Genomic DNA, 22,885 nt, shown 5'->3' with positions numbered 1-22,885 from the left:
CGATGCGGGACTGGGTAACCGACGACCCGATGTACTTCCTGCGGTCGATGAAAACTGCAACGCCATTGCAGCGGAAGCTCTCCAACAGACGGCGTGCCACACCGGCCTCGCCCGAGCGCGGTCAGCGTCGAACCCACGACGCTGCACATTCGCTTGCTGAGAAGGAAAACCAGGCAATGACGCGGATGGCGCGGATTTTCGTCGCGATGATGTTGAGCATGCTGGCTGCCTGCGCGACAGGCCAGCGGATGGACTATGTCGATGCTTCGGCGTGGAGCGCGAACTACACCGAGGACTATATCCAGGACTTCTGGATTCAGACTGCTGATGGCAAGACTACAGGAGTGGGCGGAGTGTCCGTGTCGGAGTTTTCGCGAGGCGGAACAAGCGGACGCATCTGTTGTTCCTTGATGCCCGGCGTAGGCCAGACCATCAAGGTTGTGTGGCGCGTCGGCGGTCATCAGGAGGACGAGTCCACATGGAAAACCTATAGCCGCGATGTCGAGGTAAAAGGGGCAATGCCTACTCAACCACAATCGCACAGCTATCTGATCGTCCGTTTCTTTCCTGATCATGAAGTTGAGGCCGAGCTATTTCCTTCGGCAGACTTGCGTCCCGAGAATCCGAGAGTGGACAAACTGTTTTCAGGCCAGCGCGTGATGCGGCACATAGGAGAATGACGATGCAGGACTGGGTAACCGACGATCCGATGCACTTCCTGCGGTCGATGAAAACTGCAACGCCATTGCAGCGGAAGCTCTCCAACAGACGGCGTGCCACACCGGCCTCGCCCGAGCGCGGTCAGCGTCGAACCCACGACGCTGCACATCCGCTTGCTGCGAAGGAAAACCAGGCAATGACGCGGATGGCGCGGATTTTCGTCGCGATGATGTTGAGCATGCTGGCCGCCTGCGCGACAGGCCAGCGGATGGACTATGTCGATGCTTCGGCGTGGAGCGCGAACTACACCGAGGACTATATCCAGGACTTCTGGATTCAGACTGCTGATGGCAAGACTACAGGAGTGGGCGGAGTGTCCGTGTCGGAGTTTTCGCGAGGCGGAACAAGCGGACGCATCTGTTGTTCCTTGATGCCCGGCGTAGGCCAGACCATCAAGGTTGTGTGGCGCGTCGGCGGTCATCAGGAGGACGAGTCCACATGGAAAACCTATAGCCGCGATGTCGAGGTAAAAGGAGCAATGCCTACCAAGAAGGACGCGTACAACATCCTGATGGTCCGATTCTTTCCTGCTCAGCAAGTGGAAGCCGAACTGATTCCGGACCGCGGAGAACCTGGTGGCTCGGCTAGCCTTAGGGTCGATCAATTGTTTTACGGCCGGCGCGTGATGCGGCACATAGGAGAATGATGATGCAGGACTGGGTAACCGACGATCCGATGCACTTCCTGCGGTCGATGAAAACTGCAACGCCATTGCAGCGGAAGCTCTCCAACAGACGGCGTGCCGCACCGGCCCTCCCCGAGCGCAGTCGGCGGCGAGCCCACCACGTAGCAGATCCGCTTGCTGCGAAGGAAAACCAGGCAATGACGCGGATGGCGCGGATTTTCGTCGCGATGATGTTGAGCATGCTGGCTGCCTGTGCGACAGGCCAGCGGATGGACTATGTCGATGCTTCGGCGTGGAGTGCGAACTACACCGAGGACTATATCCAGGACTTCTGGATTCAGACTGCTGATGGAAAAGACACCGGACTGGGGGGCATCCAGGTTCAGGAGTTCTCACACGGTGGCAAAGGAGGACGTCAATGCTGTTCGTTGATCCCCGGCGTAGGCCAGACCATCAAGGTTGTGTGGCGCGTCGGCGGTCATCAGGAGGACGAGTCTACATGGAAGACCTATAGCCGCGATGTCGAGGTAAAAGGAGCAATGCCTACGCAGCCACAATCGCATAGCTATCTGATCGTCCGTTTCTTTCCTGGTCATGAAGTGGAAGCCGAGCTATTTCCTTCGGCAGACTTGCGTCCCGAGAATCCGAGGGTGGACAAACTGTATTCCGGCCAGCGCGTGATGCGGCACATAGGAGAATGACGATGCAGGACTGGCTAACCGACGACCCGATGAACTTCCTGCGGTCGGTGAAAACTGCAACGCAATTGCATGCCGAAGCATTCATGACCTGTACAACCTGCGAACAGCAGCCCTGGTTCAGCTTCTTCTTTGACGGCACGGGCAATAATCTCAGTATTGATGAGCCGCAGAAAAAGCTTTCCAACATTGCGCGTCTGTACAAGGGGCATGTTGACGAAAGCGAATCTCCGCTTATCAATCGCTTTTATTATCCCGGCGTCGGCACCCTACTCGATACAAGCAATCCGCACTGGTGGGAAAAGATCCGCGACAGCGAAGCGTTAGGCGGGGGCGCAGGGCTAGGCAGCGATGCGCGCTTGATGAAAGCCGAAGCAGATTTCGAAGATAGCTTGCGCTTTAACCACAAAGTCAGCCGCATCGACATCGCCGTATTCGGTTTCTCGCGCGGCGCGACACTTGCACGGGCATTCGTGAACCGGCTGTTGAAGAAATGCGCGGTGAAGGACGGTGTGCCGCACTGGCCCTGCCCTAGCGCGGTCGACGGCGAATCTGCGCCGCTGCACATCCGCTTCTTAGGCCTATTCGACACGGTCGAATCAGTTGGCCTGCCCGCGCACGACCTTTCCGGCATGTGTCTGCAGGTCCCCATCCAGGTCGAGCGGTGTCTTCACTTCGTCGCAGGCCACGAATTGCGGGCCTGTTTTCCACTGACGCCGGTACGCGGCAGCGCCGGCACATATGAGGAAATCGTGCTGCCCGGCATGCATTCCGATGTCGGCGGCGGCTATCGTCCCGGCGAGCAGGCACGCTCCGACCTGCTCCCTCGTATCGCGCTGAACCGGATGCGTCTGGAGGCTGCCATCAGCGGCGTGCCGTTCATCGCCCCCAAACTCGCCGACAAGAAGATCAACGATCTGTTCGAGTACGACGAGGACGTCAAGACGCTCTTCGATGAATACGCGGGCACCGTCGGCACTACCGGCACGCTGGAGCAGCAGGTCTTTGCGCACATGTGTCTATACTACGGCTGGCTTAAGGCCCGCTTCGGCCAGAGGCCTTCCGACATTTACAAAGACGCGAGTTCGACCGATCCGGGGATCCAGGCGCAGTTGGAGCGGATCAAACAGTTCCACGAAAGCATGAAGATCGACATCGACACGATGAACTGGCGCGCCTATCTGACCCAACTGTGGAACAGCGATCGCGGCGAATACGAACGCACGGTCTCGACGGCTGGAGGAGATGCGGAAATGAACAAGCCCCTTTCCGATGAGCAACGGGGCTACTGGAATGCGTGGCTGAGCCCGCCCGCGCTATCGTCGGGTCTGCTCCGCCTGTTCGACCAGTACGTGCACGATTCGCGCGCCGGATTCCTGAGAATCGACAGTAGCGGCTACCTCCGGCCGCGCCAGGTCATCGACGTGTCGGGCGTGCATGCACCTGCCGCCCAAACGGGAGCCGCGCCGATGCGCGTTGCCCAAACCACGGGCATACAGCGCACCGCGCTTTCCGAGACGGTGATCTGACCGTCCCGATGAGGAAAGATGACAGGAGAAACAGCATGAGTGTTCGTCACGACATCCGCGAAGGCGATACCACGACCGCAAGCGGGCGTGTGATCGCGACGGTGCGCAACGACATCATCGACGGTCGCGCTGCGGCCTATGAAGGCGATCCGGTGTGGTGTCCAGAATGCAACACCACCGGCAAGATCGTCTGCGTGGGTGAGCGCCTGCCGGAGCGCGGCCCCGACGGCCGGCGCCCCGCGCTCAGCGGCGACTCGTGCCTGTGTCAGTGCCGCCCCAGTCCGCTACTGATCGCGTCGCAGTACCGTGCCGGAGCCCGCGCGTAGACGTCACGGTCTCGTGACGATTGTGGTGCCTGGATCACCGCGATGCTGACGACCGACCAGCCCATGTGCGGCGAGGTCGGGTCGATCGCAAATGTATGGCGCGGATTGCAGACAGTCGCGCATGCGGCACCTAACACGCTGAATCAACAGCACTTCCAGCAGAGCGGATTCCGACTTATAAGCCCAATTCCGGATCGACGACGTGCGCGGGCGCGTGTAGCGCCCGTTCGCGTCGGGCTGCGAGGCGTGAGCGAGGTAAACGACTCCGCGCTTAACAACAATTAAGCAATCTGAAGTACGCCGAATATCCGCGCCCGTACGATTCAAGCCTGCGATGCCGCGTCATGCACCCATGACGCATAAGCGGCACGCGCACAACAACGTCACAGGTACGGAGAAACGAATTGGCTAACTCATCCGCAGTTCCCTCGGCAAATCGCCGCCAGTGGCTCGCAGCAGGCGCCAGCGCGGCCGTCACCGCGTTCGCCGCGCCCGGCGTCGCGATGGCCGCGGCATCGGCCGGCAGCAGCGGCCATGCGGGCACATCTCACTCACAGCACGGAGAGCGACACACCATGAACACGGTCACCACGAAAGACGGCACGCGGATTTTCTTCAAGGACTGGGGCACCGGTAAGCCCGTCGTCTTCTCGCATGGCTGGCCGCTCGACGCGGACGCCTGGGACGCGCAGATGCTGTTCCTCGTGCAGAAGGGTTATCGCGTGATCGCGCATGACCGCCGCGGCCATGGCCGCTCGGATCAGCCGTCGCACGGCAACGACATGGACACCTACGCCGACGATCTCGCCGCCGTGCTCGACGCCCTGGATGTCAAGGAAGCGACGCTCGTCGGTCATTCGACGGGCGGCGGCGAAGTCGCTCACTATATCGGCCGCCACGGCAGTTCGCGCGTTGCGAAGGCCGTGCTGATCGGCGCCGTGCCGCCCATCATGCTGAAGACCGAGGCGCATCCGAACGGCTTGCCGATGTCCGTGTTCGACGGCATTCGCGCGAACGTGGCGGCGAACCGCTCGCAGTTCTACAAGGACCTCGCGGTGCCTTTTTATGGCTTTAACCGTCCGAACGCAAAAGTCTCGCAAGGCATGATCGACGAGTTCTGGCGCGAAGGCATGCTCGGCTCGATCAAAGGCCAGTATGAATGCATCAAACAGTTCTCCGAGGTGGACTACACGCCCGACCTGAAGAAGATCGACGTGCCCACGCTGATCCTTCATGGCGACGACGACCAGATCGTACCGATCGACGCCTCGGCGCGCCTTTCGGCGAAGCTCGTCAAGCATGCGACGCTGAAGGTGTATGCCGGCGCGCCGCACGGCATGTGCACGACGCACGCCGACCAGGTCAACGCCGACCTCCTCGAATTCCTGCAGAGCTAAAACGCACGAGGCGAGCGCCGCGAACGGGCGGCGCCGCACCTCTTCATGGCGGGCGAGGCGTCCGCCTTTCGTCCGCGCCACGGCCCATGATGCAAGAAGCAATTTGGCGCATTTCCAGAACCGCCGGCAACCGGCATAATGACAATTCACTTACATTTAACGATGTCCGAGTAAATTAGCGGCATGCAGTTGGGGCGCTGCGACGAACCGAGGTGTCAACCATGTTCAACGATACGCTTGCATCCGCCGCATCTTCCGCTTCATCCGCCAGCTCTGCCGCTTCCGGCAGCGGCGACCCGGCCGCGCGCCGCAAGGATTCGCTCGGCTGTCTGTCGAGTCAGTTGCAACACGACGTCGAACTGGACACCGGCGAGTTCCGCTTCTATCGCAAGTGCACGCGCGACAGCGACACGAACCCGGTCGTCATGGACGGCTCGGACCGCGGCGTGCTGATCGGCGTGTCGCTCAAGGCAGGACATCGGCGGCGCATCTATTCGCAACATCGTTGGGCGACGCATGAGTTCGATCGCGACTCGGTCTATGTGCGCAATTTCGCCGACGACTACCGCGCCGAGCTGCTAGGCGGCTTCGACTTCGTGCTGATCGAACTGTCGCGCGCGTTTGTCAGCGACACGTGCCACGAGCGCGGCGGCAGCGGCCTCGCACACATCGCGACGGTGGCCGGCCGCAAGGACCCGGTGCTCGGTCATCTCGCCCAGGTGCTCGCACTCACGCTGGGTGCACAAAACAGTGCGCAAACCAGCGCAAGCCCGCTTTTCATCGAACAGCTCGGCGTGACCATCGGCACTCATCTGTTCGATCGCTACGGCGCGCCCGCGCGCGGACCCGAGCACGGCAGCCGGCGTCTGTCCGCGCTGCAGGAAGCACGCGCGAAGGACATGCTACTCGCCCGGTCGCAGGGCAACGTATCCCTCGAAGACATTGCCAGCGCGTGCAACCTCTCGCGCAGCTACTTCATTCGCGCGTTTCGCGAGACCACGCAGCGCACGCCGCATCAATGGCTGCTGGAGCGGCGCGTCGAAGAGGCGCGCGAACTTCTGAAACGCTCGGACCGCTCGTTGTCCGAGATCGCCATCGCTTGCGGCTTCTCCGATCAGAGTCACTTCACGCGCACGTTCTCGCAGCTCGTCGGTACGCCGCCCGGACATTGGCGCCGTCAGGCAAAGCGCTAGGCGCGCGGCACGACTTGCGCACAGGCGCGTTGCTTCGCCTCATTCCGAGACTTTCATACAAAGCATCGCACTAACCGACAAGACGCGCCGGCCAGAAGACGGTAATTTCTGCCGTACCGCTTGCCTGTTTTTCCTCTCAGCCCGTTGTCCCGGAAATTGAAAACGACATGATTGAACTAGGCCGCTTTCAAATCGATCTGGAACTGCGCACCTTGTGGCGTGACGGCGAGCGCGTGCCGCTCGGCTCGCGCGCCTTCGACATCCTCGCCATGGTGGCGAGCGCCGCCGGGCGCCTCGTTACCAAAGACGAGTTGCTGGACGCCGTCTGGCCCGACACCATCGTCGAGGAAAACAATATCCAGGTGCACCTGTCCGCGCTGCGCAAGATTCTCGGCGCGGACCGCGACCTGATTCTGACCGTGCCCGGCCGCGGCTACCGGCTCGTGCAGCGGCAGCGCCCGGCAAATGCAACGCAACCGGCCGTGCAGACGCCGGCCGGACGCCCGCTGCCGCCGCAGCGCATGCAGCTCGTCGGCCGCGACACGGCCGTCGCCGAGATCCGTTCGATGCTGCAACACACGCGCGTGCTGACGCTCGTCGGCGCGGGCGGCATTGGCAAGACGAGTCTCGCCGTCGAAGCCGCGCGTCATGCGGCGGCGGATTTCACGGAGCCCGTGTGGTTCGTCGAACTGGCGACGCTTAGCACGCGCGACGAGGTGCTCGCCGCCATCGCGCAAGCTTGCGGACTGCCGGTCGAGCACACGACACCGGACCTCGCGCAGATCGCGTCGGCACTCGCGGAGCGCCGGCTACTGGTGCTCGACAACGCCGAGCACGTGATCGAGCATGTCGCCGAAGCCGTCGAGGCGCTGGCCGCCGCGAACGCGGACTTGCGCGTGCTCGTGACGAGCCGCGAGCCGCTGCGGATCATGGCGGAAGCCGTGTTTCGCGTCGAGCCGCTGGAGGTGCCGCCGCCCGGCAGCGCCGACGCCGAGATCCTGCGGCAGTCCGCCGTCAATCTGTTTTTGCTGCGCGCCCACTCCATGCAGCTCGATGTCAGCCGGGACAGCACCGAGCTGCGGCTCGTCGGCGAAATATGCCGGCGGCTCGACGGCATTCCGCTCGCGCTCGAACTCGCGGCCGCACGCGTCGTGACGCTCGGCGTGGCGGGCGTCCATCAACGGCTCGACGATCGCCTCGCGATACTCGCGGGCGGCTACCGGACCGCTCTGCCGCGTCATCAGACCTTGCGCGCGACGTTCGACTGGAGCTTCGCGCTGCTCGATGCGAAAGCGCAGGCCCTGTTTCGCAGAAGTGCGGTGTTCGGCGGCGTATTCAGTTTCGAAGCGATGTGCGCGGTGGCATGCGATGCATCGCTGAGCGTCGCCGACGCAATCAGTGCGATCAGCGAACTGCTGGCGAAGTCGCTCGTCAACGTCGAGTTCGACGGCCCGGTCGCGCGCTACCGTCTGTCCGAATCGACCCGCGCGTATGCGCTCGACAAGCTGCAGGCCGAAGGCGAGCGCCAGGCGCTGGCAGTGCGCCACGCGCGCTACCTGTCGCAATGCTTTATCACGCACACCGCGCAGACGGTGCGCGGCAAGGCGGACAGCGCGGCTGCGCTCAAACACACGCTCGACGACGCACGCCACGCCTGCGACTGGGCCTTCTCCGCGGATGGCGACGCGCAATTGGGCGTCGCGCTAGCATCGAATCTGACGGCTGCGCTGCTCGACGGCGGCATGGTCGCGGAATGCTGCGAGCGTGCCGAGCGCGCGGTCGAGGCGCTGGACGCGCTGCCCGCGGCGAGCGTCGACGCGCTCGACGAAATGCGCGTGCGCGCGGCACTGGCTTCGGCACTGCCGCATGTGCGCGGCTCCGTGTCGAAGTCGGAGCAACTGTGGCGCAAGGTCTACGCGCTCGCGACGGAACGCCGCGACGCCGGCTATCACGCCCGCGCGTTGTGGGGCCTGTGGACCACGATGATTTCGAGCGGCAACATCCACGCGTCGGCGGAATTCGCGCAGCGCCTGCGGCAGCTCGCGCAGGAGCGCGAGAACCCATGGCAGGAGACGCTAGCCGACCAGATCGCCGCGATTTCGCAGCACTGCCTCGGCCGTCACGCCGAGGCGAGGACAGAACTGCTGCGCACGAGAAACCGCTTTGCCGAGCTCGAATACGGCGGCCTGCGCGACGACACGATCGCCGTCGATCCGCTCGTCTACTGCAACGGCACGCTCGCGCGCATCGCGTGGCTCGAGGGACACTGCGGCGAGGCAATGCGGCTTGTCGACACACTCGTCGGTCTCGTGCGGCCGGACATCATGGAGCCTTCTCTCACGCATACGCTCGGCGCGTCGGCGGCGCCGCTTTCGCTGATGTGCGGCGACCTCGGCCGCGCGGCGGTGTATCTCGACATCATGCGCTCGCAAGTCGCGCTGCATGGGCTCGACGTCTGGCGCGATTACTGCAACTGCCTGTCGGCGTATCGCGACATACTCGGCGGCGACACGCAACGCGGCATCGCGCTGCTGGAAAGCTCGCTCAACGCGCTGATCGCGCGCGGCTTCAGGCGTCTCATCACGCTTTTTATCGCGGCCTATGCAGAGGCGCTCGTGGCCGCGGGACGCAGCGACGAAGCGGAGCGCCGGCTCACCGACACGTTGCAGTTCTGCGAGAGCCACGGCGAGATGATGTTCGTCCCCGAGCTGTGGCGCGTGCTGGGCATCGCCGCGCGCGCACAACACAAATCCGCCGACGCCGAAGCCTGCTTTACACAGGCGATCGACCTCGCTCGTGCGCAAGGCGCGAAGATGTGGGAATTGCGCGCGTCGCTCGCATTGGCCGCATTGTGGCGCGACGAAGCGCGCGACGGCGCGCGCGATGCCGATGCGCTCGACATGCTGGAGCACATGGCGCTCGCTTTCGATGCGCCCTCCAGCACGACCGACGTGCAACTGCTGTTCGAGACGCTCGCGACACTGCGTCAAGGGCAATGCATGAGCGCTGCACCTGCCATGCCGGCGAATCCGCTCCCGCCGGACCCGCGTCGCCGGGTCGCCCGCAAATCGAACAGGAGCCTTGCGCGCGTCGATTAGAACGCAGGCGCACCGCGCCATTTTAGTACGGCATCCTGATCATTTTTCTGCGGCCCGGCCTGGATTCTCATCGCCGTCGGCGATCGCGACGTCCGCGTTCTTCGCGGTCAGCACCGCGGGCATCGACGGGTTTTCGGGCTGCGTGTAGCGCTCGTGCACGGCCGCCTTGATCCGCGCAAGGCTCGCGGCTGCATCGAGCGAGGCATCCTGCTCGATCTGCCGGGCCTGCGCCGCGAGATCGGGGTCGCCGATCTCCGTTTCGAACCAGCGCGAATAGTCGCCCCGCTCGCGGTGATACTGCCATGTGCCCGCATCGACACCTTCGGCAATCTCCACGAACAGCACGAGATTATGGGCGCGCAGATTCAATGCGTGCTCGGGCCCGCGGAAATAGAAACTGCGCTCGGGAATCAGCAGGCCTTCCGCGTATTTGCGCCGATGTCTGAGCCGGTGCTTGCTGCCCGGCTCGAGCCGGATCACGCCCTCGGGCGCCGGCTCGTCGAGGCGCCATAACAAGGCCTGCCCCGTTTCGAGCGCGGTTTCCTGAAGCTGCGGCACGGGCCGGCCCGTGGCCTTCGCGAGTTCCTGCACGGCCTTGCCGGCGCTCGGTCCCATCGCGAGCAGCAGATTCACCTGACGCAGAAAGGCGCCATCCAGTTGCTGCGGCGACACCGTGATGGCGAGCGCCGTTTCCAGCGCCGCTGGAATGGTTTGGCTTGCGCCCGCCCATCCGGCCGGAAACAGATGATGCGCCTCGTCGAACACGAGCCAATGGGGCCGGCCGGTTCGCATGCGCAACTGCTGCACCTCGAGCAGCAGCGACGCGCAGAACGCGGGCCGCTCCGGCAACGGCACGCGCAGCAGATTCACCGCCACCGCCGAACGCGGAGGACGCGCGAGCAGTTGCACGACTTCTTCGATCAGCGGCGCGGTGTGCGCGTCGCCGACTACGATCGTATCTTCGTCGTTCTGATAGTCGCCTTCCGGATCGATGATGCACAACTGCTGGTGCATGCCCGCGAGGCGCTCGAGCAAGCCGGCGCAGGCGGTCGACTTGCCGCATCCCGATTCGCCGGCGAGCAGCACGACCGAGCCGTGCGCGGGACAGTACAGGTCGGCGGGTTCGCCGGCGTCGCACGCATGCCCGATCAGCACGCGGCTCTTCTGCGCCACGCTCGCGCGTTCGCGCAGGTCGTCCTTCACCAGCGCGTCCACCAGTTCGGCGACACCGGCCCCCGCCGCCTGGCTCGTCACCATATCGGCGTGCGCCTTCAGTGCGGGCAGCGCATTGGCGACCGCCACCCCAAAACCGCACGCGTCGAGGAGCGCGTGATCGTTCTCGGCGTCGCCTATCCCGGCCACATTGAAGGCGGACAACGCCAGCTCGCTCAGCGCCTCCTGCAAGCCGCTCGCTTTGGAAATGCCCGGCGACACGATCATCACCGCGTCGCCGTTGAAGATGATCTGCAAGCCGAGGCCGAGGTCGCGAATCGCGGCGAGCGCGATCTGCTCGGCGGGCTTCATCATCGCGACGAGCGTCTCGCTCACGCTGAAGTGCCGCAGGCCGCGGCTTCTCAATTCGTCGACGAAAGCGGCCGGCGGCGGCGGGGCGAGCAGGCGCCGCGTGCCCGTCGAAGGCATGTACAGCACGCCGCCGTTTTCCGCGACGACTCGCGAAAACAGATCGAGCCGCGGACAGATAGCAAGCAGGTCGTCCATCTCGCGCCCGCTCACGAGGATGGCCTGGCGGCCCGAGGCGCGCAGGCGTTCGAGCGCGTCCCACGTCGAGTCGGCGACGCGTCCGTCGCAGGCCAGGGTGTTGTCGTAATCGGTCGCAATGGCAAAAAATCGCATGAAAAGCGCTCCGTGTCTGGATTCGTTCGCGGTGTTCGGCGGTGCGGGTCCGCCCTGTTGTCGGGCCCCCGCTTCAGTCCGTCTGAAGCGGTTGCGTATCGTGCGTGTCGTGCGTGTTGCGGGTATCGCGTGTGTCCCGCAGCATCGCTTGGTAAATACCGGCGTATTGATCGACCATCCGCTCGACGGTGAAGCGGCGCTCGAAGGCCGTACGGCACGCGGCGCGACTGATGCTGTCGATCTTCGCTAGCGCGGCGACGGCTTCGTCGACGGATTGCACGAGAAAGCCCGTCACGCCGTGCTCGACGATTTCATGCGCGGCACCGTGATCGAATGCGATCACCGGCGTGCCGCACGCGAGCGCCTCGATCATCACGAGGCCGAACGGCTCCGGCCAGTCGATCGGAAACAGCAATGCGCGCGCTTGTCCGAGGAAATCGTTCTTGCACGAATCGTCGACTTCGCCGCAATACTCGACGTGCGGCAACTCGAACAGCCCCGCGATTTCCTCGTCGAAATAGGCGCGGTCGCCATTGTCGATCTTCGCGGCGATGCGCAGAGGCACACCCGCGCGCCGCGCAATCTCGATCGCGCGGTCGGGCCGCTTGACGGGCGAGATGCGGCCGAGAAAAGCCGCGTAATCGCCGGGCGTTTCATGAAAGCGCAGCAGATCCGCAGGCAGGCCATGATGAACTGTCGCGCGCCAGTTGAGCCAGGGCAGCGGCGTGCGTTGCGCGGCGGAGATCGAGACCACCGGCATGTCGGCGAATTGCCGGTAGAGCGTGCTCAGGCCGGGCACGTCGAGCCGCCAGTGCAAGGTGGTCAGCGCGGGGCAGCGCAAGCGGCGCGCGAACGGAAAGCTCTGGTAGTCCGTATGAAAATGGACAATGTCGAATTCGTCCGCGCGCCGCACCACTTCTTCGAGCATGGCGAAATGAAAAGCCTGCGGGTCGGCGGTATCTTCAATCAGGCGAATCGCGCAGTCGCTTCCCGAGACGAGCCGCGCTCGCGTGCGCGAGTCGCCGCTTGCAAAGAGCGTGACGTCGTGGCCTCGCGCGACGAGACCGTCCACGAGCCACGCCACCACTCTTTCGACGCCGCCATAAGCGACCGGCGGCACCCTCTCATACAGCGGCGAAACCTGCGCGATACGCATGCCCTGCTCCGTTCGACGAACCGATGTCAGACGCGCCGCATGGTGCATGCCCGGCCATGTCGCGCGTGAACCGCGCCACGTCCGGCCGATGGAAAAATGTACAGGCCGCCAATGAAATTAAGCGGTGCGCGCGGCCCCTTGCCATTCGGCTGGTGAATGAGCCTGTGCGCGCCGCGCACCGCGCTTGATCTCACCGGGTGCTAACTGAGCGGCCTCGCGTAACCGTCGCCGGGCGCCGCGGGCTCGGCACGCTCCACGTGCTCGTCGATCCATGCCGTCGCGCGCTCGCGGGCGAATTCGAGCGCCTCGTGCTCGTCGACGAAATCGCGATGAAACTCCATGTCGTGCGTATCGTCGCCCGAACTCACGCTGCCCGGCGTCACTTCGATCCGCGCATGCGCGACGATCATGCCGCCGTCGACACCTGCCGTCAGATGGACGATGCAGCCTCCGTATTTGAAATCCATGATGCTCTCCCGCGTGTCGTGTGATGCGGCTAGCTGCCGCCGGGCGCGTTTCCGGCGGCCTGCACGCCCTCGTCGCCAATGGCTTCGGCCGCGCGTCGCCCTTTGCCCGATTGATCGGAGGCCACCGCCGGCTCGGCGTCGCCCGACACGCCTTCGGCTTCGATCTGCGCTTCGGCGCGTACCCAGTAATCGTCGGCGCGTCCTTCGGGCGAGCCGTCGCTTTCCCACAGCTCGTACGCGCGCTTGCGTATACGGTCCTCGACGGTGGGTTCGTGAGGCAAGCCGTCCATGGCAGTCTCCAAACGTTCGTGGTCAGTTGAAGGCGCGTACGCCATGCGGCGCCGCGCCGGTCATGGAGCAAAGCGCGTTCCCATGGGTCGCGTGCCGGCGCATTTCGTCGCGAAGGCGATAAGGCACTCCGCGCGGGCCGGGTTGCGTGCGCCGTCGCGCTCGCCGCGCGCTGCACCAGTCGTTATAATTGTTTCAGCAAACATGATTAAAACCTAACGTCGTTCACACACTCCCCACGCGCCAGGACCTCCATGCTCAAACCCGATCGCCTTCGCGCTCTGGCCGACGCGCTGACACGGCAAAACGTGATGCGCCTGCGCGATGCCGCCGCCCTGCTCGGCGTCTCCGAAATGACGGTGCGCCGCGACATTGCCGCGAATGCGGATCGCTTCACGTATCTGGGCGGCTATATCGTCAGTGCCACCGACGTGCCGAATAACGCGGGCAACGCCGGTTATTCGCTGGAGCAGGAAAAGGATCACTTCGCGCAAGCCAAGGCGGAGGCGTCGGCCATTGCAGCGGGATTGATCGGCAACAACGAAACGCTTTTCATCGATTGCGGCACGACACTCGTGGCGCTCGCCCGGCTCATTCCGCCCGAGCGCCATGTCACGGTGGTGTGCTATTCGCTGAATGTCGCCGAGGTGTTGCGCCGCAAACCGAACGTGCGGATGATCCTGCTCGGCGGCGTCTACGTGCCTTCGTCGGATTCGTTCGCGGGCGAGGAAAGCCTCGAGATGCTGCGCCGCATGGGCATCAACAAGGCGTTTATTTCGGCGGGCGGCGTGGACCCCGCGCGCGGCGTGACCTGCTGGAACTTCCATGAAGTCGCGGTGAAGCAGGCGGCCATGGCCAGTGCCGTCGAACGGCATCTGGTGGTCGACAGAAGCAAGTTCGGCGTGGTCAAGGCCGTGCGCTTTTCACAGATCGAAGACTTCGACTCGATCATCACCGAAGAGGGCCGGCAGGCGCGCAAGCGCCAATAGCCGACTATTGCCGCACTATGCACGGGTTCGCCCGTGCCTGTGCGGCGGCGATCCTCCGGCCGCGGCGCCTCAGCTCTTGCGCTGCAGTGCGAACAGCGTGCCGGCCAGCAGAATGAACGCGCCGATAATCACCTTCTGCCAGGTGCTCGGCACACCCACGAGAATCAGCACGCTCTTGATGAGCGTGACGAGCACGACGCCGAGCAAGGTGCCCACCACCGTGCCTGTGCCGCCCGTAATGCGCGCACCGCCCAGAATGACCGCGGCGATCACGTCCAGCTCCGAGCCCACGAGGTCGAACGGATTCGCGAGGCGGTTGTTCGACACGTGCAGAATGCCCGCGATGCCGGCGAGCATGCCGGTATAGCCGAACACGAACAGATGGATCGCGCGCAGGTTGTAGCCGAGCCGCTCGGCGATGGCGAGCGAGCCGCCCATTGCGTAGACGCCGCGTCCCATCATCGTGCGATTGAGCAGCCACCAGGTGACCAGCGCGGCGGCGACAAGCGCCAGCACCGAGGCCGGCAGCACCGCGCGCAGTCCGTCAGCGGTGTGATAGAAAAAGAGCGGAATGCGGCCGAAGTGATCCATGCTGTGCGGAATGTTCATGAAGAACGTCGTGCCGATGAACGTCAGCAGCAAGCCGCGATACAGGTATTGCGTGCCGATCGTGACGATCAGCGAAGGCGCTTTCAGCCGATGCACGAGCAGCCCGTTGACGACGCCGAGCACCACACCGCCCAAGGCCCCGGTGATGAGAATCAGCGCGAACGGGGCATCCGGCCACCACGCGAACACGGCCTTGGTGATACCGTACATGGTCAGCGCGGCAATCGCGGTGAAGGACACGTCGATGCCGCCCGAGGCGAGCACGACGAGCGTGCCGAGCGCGAACAGCGACATGGTGGTCGCCGAATGCAGCAGATCAAAGAGCGTCGCGAACTGAAAGAAGCGCGGATTGATTGCGCCGACGATCAGACACGTCACCACGATCAGCGCGACGGTGAACCACTCGGGATTGCGCGCGAGCCTCATGCGCAAACCTCGCGGTTCGGGGCTCGGCGCGATTTCGACGACATTCGGAGTGCTCATGGTCTGCTTGATGGACGAGTCAACGGACGAGTCGATAGGCGAATCGATGGACGAGTCGATGCGCGGCTGGATGCGCGAGTTCATGGCGGTTTGGCGTCCTTACTTCCTCTAGGCCGCTTCGGAAAGCAGCGCGTGGTACAGATCGGCCTCGCTCAATGCGTCCGCGCGATACTCGGCGGCCACGCGGCCCTTCTTCATCATCAGAATGCGGTCGCAGTTCTGCAGCAGCTCCGGCAGGTCGTCGCTGATCAGAATAATGCCGATGCCGCGCTGCGAGAGCCGCTGCATGATCCGATAGATGATGTCCTTCGAGCCCACGTCGACGCCGACGGTCGGCCCGTGCAGGATCAACACGCGCGGGTCGATGGCGAGCCAGCGGCCGATCAGCACACGCTGCTGGTTGCCGCCCGACAGTGACTGCACCGGCTTGTCGACACCCGGCGTCGCGATCTGCAGATCCTTCACAGTCTGCACGGCAAGCGCCTCGGCACGCGTGCGGTCGATCTGGCCGAAGCGGTCGCGCAGGCTGGAGATCATCGCGGTGATCACGTTGTCGCGAATCGGTTTGTCGAGGAACAGCCCTTCGTTCAGGCGGTCTTCCGGCACATAGCCGATGCGATGCCGCTTCGCGTCGGACGGCGTGCGCAGCGCAATACGTTTGCCGTCCAGCAGCACCTCGCCCGACAGCGCGGGCGCGACGCCCGCCAACGCGCGCGCCAGTTCGTTGCGACCCGAATCGAGCAGACCGGTCACGCCGAGAATCTCGCCGCCGTGCAGCTTGAACGCGACGTCGCTGAACTGGCCCGCGCGCGTGAAGTTGCGCACGTCGAGCACGACGTCCTCGGCGTGCGCGCCCTCGCGATACCGCTCGTTCGACAGATGGCGCCCCGTCATCAGTTCGCTGATTTGCGCCTTGGTGAACTGCGCAATCGGCCCTTGCGCCATTTTCTGCCCGTCGCGCAGCACGATCACTTCGCCGCCTATTGCATAGCATTCGTCGAGCTTGTGGCTCACGAACAGCACCGTCACGCCCTGCGCGCGCAGATTGGCGAGCACGGCGATCAGATTGTCCACTTCCTTTTGCGTGAGCGACGTGGTCGGCTCGTCCATGATGACGAATTTCGCCTCGCTCGCAATCGCACGCGCAATGGCCACCAGTTGTCGCGTGGCGAGCGGCAGCTGTTCGATGAGCGTCGCCTGGAAATCCGCGTTGCCGGGCAGGCCTACTGCTTCGAGCGCGCGTGCAGCCGTGGCGGCAAGAACGCGGCGATCGAAGGTACGCGCGAGCCGCCCTTCGTGCGTGGCGAGTTCCGACGTGAGCGCGACGTTTTCCGCGACGCTCATGTTGGGCAGCAGCGACAGATCCTGATACACGGTTTCGATGCCGGCCGCGAGCGCCTCCAGCGCGGAGAGCCGCGCATGCGGCACGCCTTCGATCACGAGTTGCCCTTCGTCCGGCGGCTGCGCGCCGGAAATGATCTTGATCAGCGTGCTCTTGCCGCAGCCGTTTTCGCCGAGCAGGTGATAAATTTGCCCGCGCTCGAACGCGAGGCTCACGCCGCGCAACGCATGCACGCCGGTAAAGCGTTTATGCACGCCGACCACTTCCAGGAACGGCTGCGAGGACTGCGACGGCGGCGCGAAAGAGACGTCTTCTTGATTCATGATGATGAGTCGCGGTGCCGAGGCGTGCCTATCGACACGCCTCGAAGTGAACAGCGGAATCAGAACGGATACTGCTTGTAGTTCGACTTGTCGACATTCACCCAGCCCTGGCCGCGCACGATGATGCCCTTGCCCGGCCCTTTGGCGACTGTCACCTTCGTGTAGCCCGGAATGCCGAGGTCCGCGCCGTTCTCGACCGTCTTGCCGTCCACCAGCATCTTCGCGACCTTGTTCATCGCGATGCCGGCGAGCTTCGGATCCCAGAACGCGATGCCGTTGATCGCGCCGCTTTCGAGGAATTTGCCGGCCTCGTTGGGCAAACCCGTGCCGTACACGCAGATCTTGCCTTGCATGCCCGCCTCTTCCACCGCACGGCCGATGCCGATCACATCGAGCGAGGACGAGCCCTGGAAGCCCTTCAGATCCGGATGCTTGCGCAGCACTTCTTTCGCGACTTCATAGGCGCGCTCGCCGTCGTTGTTGGTTTCGAGCTTCGGCTCCACGAGGTTCATCTTGGGGTACTTCGCCTTCGCATTGCCGATGCCGCCGTCGGCCCATTGCACCTGCGAGCGGCTGCCGAGCGAGCCCACCAGTACCGCCCACTTGCCTTCGTCGTGCATGCACGACGCGAGCCGCTCGTTCAGGCCGGCGCCATAGGCGGTGTTGTCGAACGCCTCGATGTCGACCATGGTGTTCTTCGCATTGTCCGCTTCATGCGTGACGACCTTGATGCCGCGGTCCATCGCTTTCTTGAGCGCCGGCTCGAGCGTCGGCGGATCGTAGGGCACCACCGCAATCGCGGTGACTTTCTTCGCGATCAGGTCTTCGATGATCTTCAGTTGCTGCGCCGCGTCCGCGCGGCCGGGACCCGTCTGGTAAGCGCTCACGCCGGGGTTGTCTTTTGCGAATTCCTTGACGCCTTCGTCCATCCGGTTGAACCAGTTGATGCCCGTCACCTTCACGACCGTGACGATGGTCTCGTTGGTGGCAGCCTGTGCCGCGGCGATCGCGCCTACCGCCACTGCACCTGCTGCAATCGCGGCACCCAGTCGAGTCAGTTTCATGCAATGTCTCCTTTATCGTTCGATGTCGCCCGTGCTGGCCGTGTCAGCCGTCGCGAACAGGCAGGGCACCCTGTTCGCCTCGATCGTTGCCTTTGCCTTTGCTTTTGCCTTTGCCGTTACTCCGCTGTCGCGCTTAACCCTTCGGGGCCGCGCCGCTATCGGCGCGAGCGGAAGCCGGGTTCGCACCACCCCCGCCGAAGCCGAAAATCGCACGCACCCGTTCCCCGCCCGCGAACGCGAGCGACAACAGCAGCAAGAAGCCCCATGCGCAGTCGCCGAAAAACTGCGAAACGCCGAGCAGATTGAAGAGGCTCGACAGAAACTGCAGCACCGTTGCCGCAAAAAATACACAGACGATGCGACCATAACCGCCTGCCGGATTCACGCCGCCCATCACGGCAATGAGAATCGCGATCAGCAGATAGGAGTTGCCGTAGTCCCATTTCGCGCTCGACGTATGCGTCGCGCTAATGAGGCCGGCGAGCGACGCGAGCACGCCGCACATCGCGTAAGTGGTGATGAGCATGCGCGCGCGCGGAATGCCCGCGTAAAACGCGGCTTTGGGATTCGTGCCCATCAGATAGAGCCGCAGGCCGAACGGGCTGCGCCTGAGCAGCCATCCCAGCAGAATCACGGCGGCGATGAAGATGCAAAACGCAATGGGCACCTGAAACACGGTGCCGTTGCCGATATCCGACAGCGGCTCGACATAGTCGACATGCACCGATGCGCCGTTGCTGATCACGACGGCAAAGCCGGTGAAGAGCAACTGCGTGCCGAGCGTGCAGAGAATCGGCGTGAGCCTGAGGCGCGCGATCACGACACCGTTGAGCAGTCCGCCGAGCAAGCCCATGGTCAGCACGATCGCGCAGAAAAGCGACGTGTACAGCACGGGCGAATCGTCGCCGCTCACGAAGCGCGGCACCACGATCGCCGCCACCATGCCGGACAGATTGGCGAGCCCGACGCCGGAGAGGTCGATGCCGCCGTTGCCGGACACCATGGAAAGCATGATGCCGAGCGCGAGCAGGCCGAGCTCGGGGAGCTGGCCGCCCATCGACTGGAGGTTGTCGACGTCGACGAACTGGCCGCGCGAGAGCCACGTCGCGACCAGCACGACGAGCACATTGACGATCAGAAGGAAGTTCAGTTGCCGGTCGGCAAACAGTTTTCCCGCAGCAAACGAAGACTTCATGGCGCTCATGATCTCCCTGCACTGCACTGCACGTTACTTCACGAATGGATTACGACACCTGTGCTGCCCGGCTCGATTCGCTGTGCCGATTTAGCACCTCATTGACTTCGGCGAGCGTCGGCATGGAAGGCGCGGTACCCGCGCGCGTGACCGAGATGCCCGCGAGCGCGCAACCGAAGCGCAGCGCCGATATCGCGTCCTCACCGCGTGCCAGCGCGGCCGCGAAGCCGCCGGTGAAGCCGTCGCCCGCGCCCGCCGTTTCCACTACGTTACCGCAGCGAAACGCGGGCAGCCAGACGGATCGCGTCGCGTCATGCAGCAACGCGCCCCCTTCGCCCAGCGTGACGATGACGGCGCCCACACCTTTGGCGAGCAGCACGTCGGCCGCGCGCCGGGCGTCGTCGACAGTCGATATCTGCACGCCGGTGAGCGCCGCCGCCTCGCTTTCGTTCGGCGTGATGTAGTCGCACAGCGGGAAGATGTCGTCGTCGAGCGGCATGGCGGGCGCCGGATTGAACACGGTGATGACGCCATGCCTGCGCGCCACTTCGAGTCCGCGCCGCGCGGCCGCGAGCGGCTGTTCGAGCTGCGTCACGAAGACCCGCGCGCCCGCAATGTCGGTTTCTATCGCATCGACGTCGGCGGCGCACAGTGTCCCTGCCGCGCCTGCCGCGACGATGATCGCGTTCATGCCGGTGGTGTCGTCGACGAAGATATGTGCCGCGCCCGTCGCGACGCCGGCCGCCACCGTGGCACGCGCCGTAATGCCCTCGCGCGCCCAGGTGGCCTGCGCGATCGAGCCGAATGCATCGTCGCCGATGCGCGTGCAGAACACCACCTCGGCGCCCGCGCGGGCGGCGGCCACGGCCTGATTCGAGCCCTTGCCGCCCGGCCCCATCGCAAACGCGGAGCCCGCAATCGTCTCGCCGATCAGCGGCATACGCGCCGCGCGAAACGTCAGATCGGTCACGTAGATGCCGAGAATGACGACGCGTCCGCCCTGCTGCTGCGCGCTCATGACGCGAGCCTCCGTCGCGGCGCGTGCGAGGACGCAGCGTTCGTCAACGGCAAGAAGTCGAGAGTATTCGGCACGTTGTCTCCTTCATGTTGTGATCGCCGTGCATTCGCTGCAGCGCGGTCAATCGCCGTACGGTATCCAGATGTTCTTCACCTGCACAGCCTGGCGCAGGAACGGCCGGCCTTCGCTCGCCCGGTCGAACCAGTCGAATGCGTGGCCGTAATCGGTGAAGGTGCGCTTCAGGTTGCCGACCGATTCGCGTTCGACGAGCGCCGCATCGGCCGCACTGCCGAAGCACCACAGCGCATCCACGTCGTCGTGCTGCGCGAGCGCCGGCAGCAGCGCCGCGCGTCTGCCCGTGACGATATTTAGCACGCCGGCCGGCACGTCGGACGTCTCCACGACCTGATAGAAGTCCGTCGCCGCGAGTTGCCCGCCTTCGCCCGGCAGCACCACCACACGGTTGCCCATCGCCAGCGCGGGCGCGACAAGCGAAACGAACGCCAGCAACGGCGCCTCGTCCGGACACGCCATGCCGATCACGCCGAGCGGCTCGTGCATCGCGAGTGCGACGCCGCGCAGAGGCGGCGTATGCACTGCGCCGTCGAACTTGTCGGCCCACGCCGCATAAGTGAAGAGACGCGTGACGGACGCCTCCACTTCGGCACGCGCCGCTTCCGGCGTCGCGCCGTTGCGCGCGCAGAGCCGCTGCGCGAATTCGTGGGCGCGTACCGCCAGGTTCTCCGCGAGGTAGAACAGGACCTGCGCACGGTTATGCGTGCTCGTCTGCGACCACTTGTGCGCCGCGCGCGCCGCTTCCACCGCGTTGCGTATGTCCTTGCGATTGCCTTCGCCCACTTCGCCGACCGGCGTGCCGTCCGGCGCGTGAACCGCCAGCGAATAGCCGCTATCCGGCCGCACCTGCTTGCCGCCGATAAAAAGCTTGGCCGTGCGGTCGATCGACACGATGTTCGGCGCCGCGCTCGAAACCTGTGGCGTCGCGCTCACCGGCCGGCGCTTCGGAAGATTGAGCCACGCGCGCGGTTTGAGATATTCGTAAATGCCCTCACGTCCGCCCTCGCGCCCATAGCCCGATTCGCGATAGCCGCCGAAACCGACCGCCGCGTCGAAGAGATTCGTTGCATTGATCCACACGACGCCCGCCGCGAGCCGCGGCGCCACGTCGAGCGCCCGGCCGATGGTCTCGCTCCACACGCTCGCGGCGAGTCCATAGCGCGAATGGTTGGCGAGCGCGACGGCTTCGTCCGGCGTGCGAAAGCTCATGGTGACCAGCACCGGTCCGAAGATTTCCTGCTGCGCGAGGATCGATGCGGGCGCAACGTTCGTCACGAGCGTCGGCGGATAGAAGGAGCCGTCGGCAGGCAATGCCGATTCGCCCGCCTGCCAGATCGCGCAACCTTCGCGCCGCCCGCTTTCGACGAGCGAGCGGATCCGCTCCAGCTGCACCGGATCGACAATTGCGCCGAGATCGATGTTCTTGTCGAGCGACCTGCCCACGCGCAACGTCTCCATGCGGCGCTTGAGCTTTGCGATGAAGCGCGCTTCGACGCCCTCCTGCACCAGCAGCCGCGAGCCCGCGCAGCACACCTGGCCCTGGTTGAACCAGATCGCGTCGACCACGCCTTCCACGGCGGCGTCGAGGTCGGCGTCGTCGAATACGATGAAGGGCGACTTGCCGCCCAGTTCGAGCGTCAGCGATTTGCCGGAGCCGGCCGTTGCCGAGCGAATCAGCTTGCCTACTTCCGTCGAACCGGTGAACGCGATCTTGTCGACCTGCGGATGGTCGACGAGCGCCGCGCCCGTCGAACCGTCGCCGGTCACCACATTGAGCACGCCCGCGGGCAAGCCGGCGCGCTCGGCAAGCTCCGCGAACAGCAGCGCCGTGAGCGGCGTGTATTCCGCCGGCTTCAGCACCACGCAGTTGCCGGTTGCGATAGCCGGCGCGATCTTCCACGCGAGCATCAGAAGCGGAAAATTCCACGGCACGATCTGGCCGATCACGCCGAGCGGTGCATAGTCCGCGAATTCGCTGTCCTGCAACTGCGCCCAGCCCGCGTGATGCAGAAAGTGACGCGCCACGAGCGGTATGTCGAGATCGCGCGTCTCGCGAATCGGCTTGCCGTTGTCGAGCGCTTCGAGCACCGCGAAAAGGCGGCTGTGCCGCTGCACCATGCGCGCGAGCGCATACAGATGCCGTGCGCGGCCCGCGCCGCCGAGCGCCTGCCAACCCGGCTGCGCGGCGCGCGCGGCGGCGACCGCGGCGTCGATGTCGGCTGCGTCGCCCTGGGCGATGTCGGCGAGGCGCTCGCCGGTTGCGGGTGCGTGCGAGACGAACCGCGCGCCGCTCGCGCTCTCCCGCCACGCGCCGCCGATGAAATGGCCGAAGCGTCCGTCATGCTGCGCGAGCCACGCGCGCGCGGGCTGATCGTCCTCGGACGCGGGGCCGTACTCCATCGAAGAAAAATACTCCGCTACGCTCATGGGTGGATG

The 22,885-nt window shown here is 64.6% G+C and carries 19 protein-coding genes; 9 read left to right on the top strand and 10 right to left on the bottom strand.

Translation table 11 applies throughout. The features are described 5' to 3' along the window. Nucleotides 1-2 precede the first annotated feature (2 nt). The 8 genes from ACEN8U_RS22790 to ACEN8U_RS22755 all read left to right on the top strand — a co-directional run bounded on the left by ACEN8U_RS22790 (nt 3) and on the right by ACEN8U_RS22755 (nt 9,586). The gene (locus ACEN8U_RS22790) at nt 3-680 is read left to right on the top strand and encodes a DUF3304 domain-containing protein (protein ID WP_310110340.1); all 678 of its coding nucleotides are present in this window, start codon (nt 3-5) and stop codon (nt 678-680) included. Between the two features lie 2 nt (nt 681-682). Continuing rightward, nucleotides 683-1,366, top strand: a complete 684-nt coding sequence (locus ACEN8U_RS22785) for a DUF3304 domain-containing protein (protein ID WP_310110338.1) — start codon at nt 683-685, stop codon at nt 1,364-1,366. Nucleotides 1,367-1,368: 2 nt separating this feature from the next. Next, nucleotides 1,369-2,046: a DUF3304 domain-containing protein gene (locus tag ACEN8U_RS22780; RefSeq protein WP_310110337.1), complete on the top strand. Its 678-nt coding sequence runs from the start codon at nt 1,369-1,371 to the stop codon at nt 2,044-2,046. A gap of 2 nt (nt 2,047-2,048) precedes the next feature. Then, nucleotides 2,049-3,572, top strand: coding sequence for a DUF2235 domain-containing protein (locus ACEN8U_RS22775; protein WP_310110335.1), 1,524 nt, complete (start codon nt 2,049-2,051; stop codon nt 3,570-3,572). A 35-nt stretch (nt 3,573-3,607) separates the two neighbouring features. Continuing rightward, nucleotides 3,608-3,898 (top strand): PAAR domain-containing protein, encoded by a 291-nt coding sequence (locus tag ACEN8U_RS22770; RefSeq protein WP_310110334.1) that lies wholly within the window; start codon nt 3,608-3,610, stop codon nt 3,896-3,898. A 575-nt stretch (nt 3,899-4,473) separates the two neighbouring features. After that, a complete protein-coding gene (locus tag ACEN8U_RS22765; RefSeq protein WP_310110333.1) occupies nt 4,474-5,295 on the top strand; it encodes an alpha/beta hydrolase in 822 nt (273 codons plus the stop codon). A gap of 221 nt (nt 5,296-5,516) precedes the next feature. Continuing rightward, entirely contained in the window at nt 5,517-6,488 is a 972-nt protein-coding gene (locus ACEN8U_RS22760) for an AraC family transcriptional regulator (RefSeq protein WP_310110331.1), read from the top strand. A gap of 167 nt (nt 6,489-6,655) precedes the next feature. After that, a complete protein-coding gene (locus tag ACEN8U_RS22755; protein ID WP_310110329.1) occupies nt 6,656-9,586 on the top strand; it encodes an ATP-binding protein in 2,931 nt (976 codons plus the stop codon). A 39-nt stretch (nt 9,587-9,625) separates the two neighbouring features. Here ACEN8U_RS22755 and ACEN8U_RS22750 read toward each other — a convergent pair whose 3' ends face one another. The 4 genes from ACEN8U_RS22750 to ACEN8U_RS22735 form a co-directional block, all read right to left on the bottom strand. Further along, nucleotides 9,626-11,440 (bottom strand): HAD hydrolase family protein, encoded by a 1,815-nt coding sequence (locus tag ACEN8U_RS22750; protein WP_310110327.1) that lies wholly within the window; start codon nt 11,438-11,440, stop codon nt 9,626-9,628. 73 nt (nt 11,441-11,513) lie between these two features. Then, nucleotides 11,514-12,596, bottom strand: coding sequence for a glycosyltransferase family 4 protein (locus ACEN8U_RS22745; protein WP_310110325.1), 1,083 nt, complete (start codon nt 12,594-12,596; stop codon nt 11,514-11,516). Nucleotides 12,597-12,796: 200 nt separating this feature from the next. Beyond that, entirely contained in the window at nt 12,797-13,063 is a 267-nt protein-coding gene (locus tag ACEN8U_RS22740; protein WP_310110323.1) for a hypothetical protein, read from the bottom strand. Nucleotides 13,064-13,092: 29 nt separating this feature from the next. After that, nucleotides 13,093-13,353 carry a DUF2934 domain-containing protein gene (locus ACEN8U_RS22735; protein ID WP_310110321.1) on the bottom strand — a complete coding sequence of 87 codons (261 nt, stop codon included), beginning with the start codon at nt 13,351-13,353 and terminating at the stop codon, nt 13,093-13,095. A gap of 252 nt (nt 13,354-13,605) precedes the next feature. Here ACEN8U_RS22735 and ACEN8U_RS22730 point away from each other — a divergent pair, with 252 nt between their 5' ends. After that, a complete protein-coding gene (locus ACEN8U_RS22730) occupies nt 13,606-14,340 on the top strand; it encodes a DeoR/GlpR family DNA-binding transcription regulator (protein WP_013588249.1) in 735 nt (244 codons plus the stop codon). Between the two features lie 69 nt (nt 14,341-14,409). Here ACEN8U_RS22730 and ACEN8U_RS22725 read toward each other — a convergent pair whose 3' ends face one another. The 6 genes from ACEN8U_RS22725 to ACEN8U_RS22700 all read right to left on the bottom strand — a co-directional run bounded on the left by ACEN8U_RS22725 (nt 14,410) and on the right by ACEN8U_RS22700 (nt 22,876). Continuing rightward, on the bottom strand, nt 14,410-15,516 hold the full coding sequence (locus ACEN8U_RS22725) for an ABC transporter permease (RefSeq protein WP_310110320.1): 1,107 nt from the start codon (nt 15,514-15,516) through the stop codon (nt 14,410-14,412). Between the two features lie 24 nt (nt 15,517-15,540). After that, nucleotides 15,541-17,097: a sugar ABC transporter ATP-binding protein gene (locus ACEN8U_RS22720; protein ID WP_310110318.1), complete on the bottom strand. Its 1,557-nt coding sequence runs from the start codon at nt 17,095-17,097 to the stop codon at nt 15,541-15,543. 59 nt (nt 17,098-17,156) lie between these two features. Beyond that, nucleotides 17,157-18,161, bottom strand: a complete 1,005-nt coding sequence (locus ACEN8U_RS22715; RefSeq protein WP_013588246.1) for an autoinducer 2 ABC transporter substrate-binding protein — start codon at nt 18,159-18,161, stop codon at nt 17,157-17,159. A gap of 133 nt (nt 18,162-18,294) precedes the next feature. Next, nucleotides 18,295-19,356, bottom strand: a complete 1,062-nt coding sequence (locus ACEN8U_RS22710) for an ABC transporter permease (protein ID WP_310110316.1) — start codon at nt 19,354-19,356, stop codon at nt 18,295-18,297. 49 nt (nt 19,357-19,405) lie between these two features. Further along, a complete protein-coding gene (locus tag ACEN8U_RS22705) occupies nt 19,406-20,374 on the bottom strand; it encodes a ribokinase (RefSeq protein WP_310110314.1) in 969 nt (322 codons plus the stop codon). Between the two features lie 120 nt (nt 20,375-20,494). After that, nucleotides 20,495-22,876: an aldehyde dehydrogenase family protein gene (locus ACEN8U_RS22700; protein ID WP_310110312.1), complete on the bottom strand. Its 2,382-nt coding sequence runs from the start codon at nt 22,874-22,876 to the stop codon at nt 20,495-20,497. Nucleotides 22,877-22,885: the final 9 nt, after the last annotated feature.

Source organism: Paraburkholderia phenoliruptrix (genome assembly GCF_047325075.1).
Lineage (GTDB): Bacteria > Pseudomonadota > Gammaproteobacteria > Burkholderiales > Burkholderiaceae > Paraburkholderia > Paraburkholderia phenoliruptrix.
This window is presented reverse-complemented; position numbering and strand designations above follow the sequence as displayed.

What these genes read in the sequence shown, in the direction of transcription:
- ACEN8U_RS22790 (WP_310110340.1), top strand. Translation starts at nt 3, where the DNA reads ATGCGGGACTGGGTAACCGACGACCCGATGTACTTCCTGCGGTCGATG.
- ACEN8U_RS22785 (WP_310110338.1), top strand. Translation starts at nt 683, where the DNA reads ATGCAGGACTGGGTAACCGACGATCCGATGCACTTCCTGCGGTCGATG.
- ACEN8U_RS22780 (WP_310110337.1), top strand. Translation starts at nt 1,369, where the DNA reads ATGCAGGACTGGGTAACCGACGATCCGATGCACTTCCTGCGGTCGATG.
- ACEN8U_RS22775 (WP_310110335.1), top strand. Translation starts at nt 2,049, where the DNA reads ATGCAGGACTGGCTAACCGACGACCCGATGAACTTCCTGCGGTCGGTG.
- ACEN8U_RS22770 (WP_310110334.1), top strand. Translation starts at nt 3,608, where the DNA reads ATGAGTGTTCGTCACGACATCCGCGAAGGCGATACCACGACCGCAAGC.
- ACEN8U_RS22765 (WP_310110333.1), top strand. Translation starts at nt 4,474, where the DNA reads ATGAACACGGTCACCACGAAAGACGGCACGCGGATTTTCTTCAAGGAC.
- ACEN8U_RS22760 (WP_310110331.1), top strand. Translation starts at nt 5,517, where the DNA reads ATGTTCAACGATACGCTTGCATCCGCCGCATCTTCCGCTTCATCCGCC.
- ACEN8U_RS22755 (WP_310110329.1), top strand. Translation starts at nt 6,656, where the DNA reads ATGATTGAACTAGGCCGCTTTCAAATCGATCTGGAACTGCGCACCTTG.
- ACEN8U_RS22750 (WP_310110327.1), bottom strand. Translation starts at nt 11,440, where the DNA reads ATGCGATTTTTTGCCATTGCGACCGATTACGACAACACCCTGGCCTGC.
- ACEN8U_RS22745 (WP_310110325.1), bottom strand. Translation starts at nt 12,596, where the DNA reads ATGCGTATCGCGCAGGTTTCGCCGCTGTATGAGAGGGTGCCGCCGGTC.
- ACEN8U_RS22740 (WP_310110323.1), bottom strand. Translation starts at nt 13,063, where the DNA reads ATGGATTTCAAATACGGAGGCTGCATCGTCCATCTGACGGCAGGTGTC.
- ACEN8U_RS22735 (WP_310110321.1), bottom strand. Translation starts at nt 13,353, where the DNA reads ATGGACGGCTTGCCTCACGAACCCACCGTCGAGGACCGTATACGCAAG.
- ACEN8U_RS22730 (WP_013588249.1), top strand. Translation starts at nt 13,606, where the DNA reads ATGCTCAAACCCGATCGCCTTCGCGCTCTGGCCGACGCGCTGACACGG.
- ACEN8U_RS22725 (WP_310110320.1), bottom strand. Translation starts at nt 15,516, where the DNA reads ATGAACTCGCGCATCCAGCCGCGCATCGACTCGTCCATCGATTCGCCT.
- ACEN8U_RS22720 (WP_310110318.1), bottom strand. Translation starts at nt 17,097, where the DNA reads ATGAATCAAGAAGACGTCTCTTTCGCGCCGCCGTCGCAGTCCTCGCAG.
- ACEN8U_RS22715 (WP_013588246.1), bottom strand. Translation starts at nt 18,161, where the DNA reads ATGAAACTGACTCGACTGGGTGCCGCGATTGCAGCAGGTGCAGTGGCG.
- ACEN8U_RS22710 (WP_310110316.1), bottom strand. Translation starts at nt 19,356, where the DNA reads ATGAAGTCTTCGTTTGCTGCGGGAAAACTGTTTGCCGACCGGCAACTG.
- ACEN8U_RS22705 (WP_310110314.1), bottom strand. Translation starts at nt 20,374, where the DNA reads ATGAGCGCGCAGCAGCAGGGCGGACGCGTCGTCATTCTCGGCATCTAC.
- ACEN8U_RS22700 (WP_310110312.1), bottom strand. Translation starts at nt 22,876, where the DNA reads ATGAGCGTAGCGGAGTATTTTTCTTCGATGGAGTACGGCCCCGCGTCC.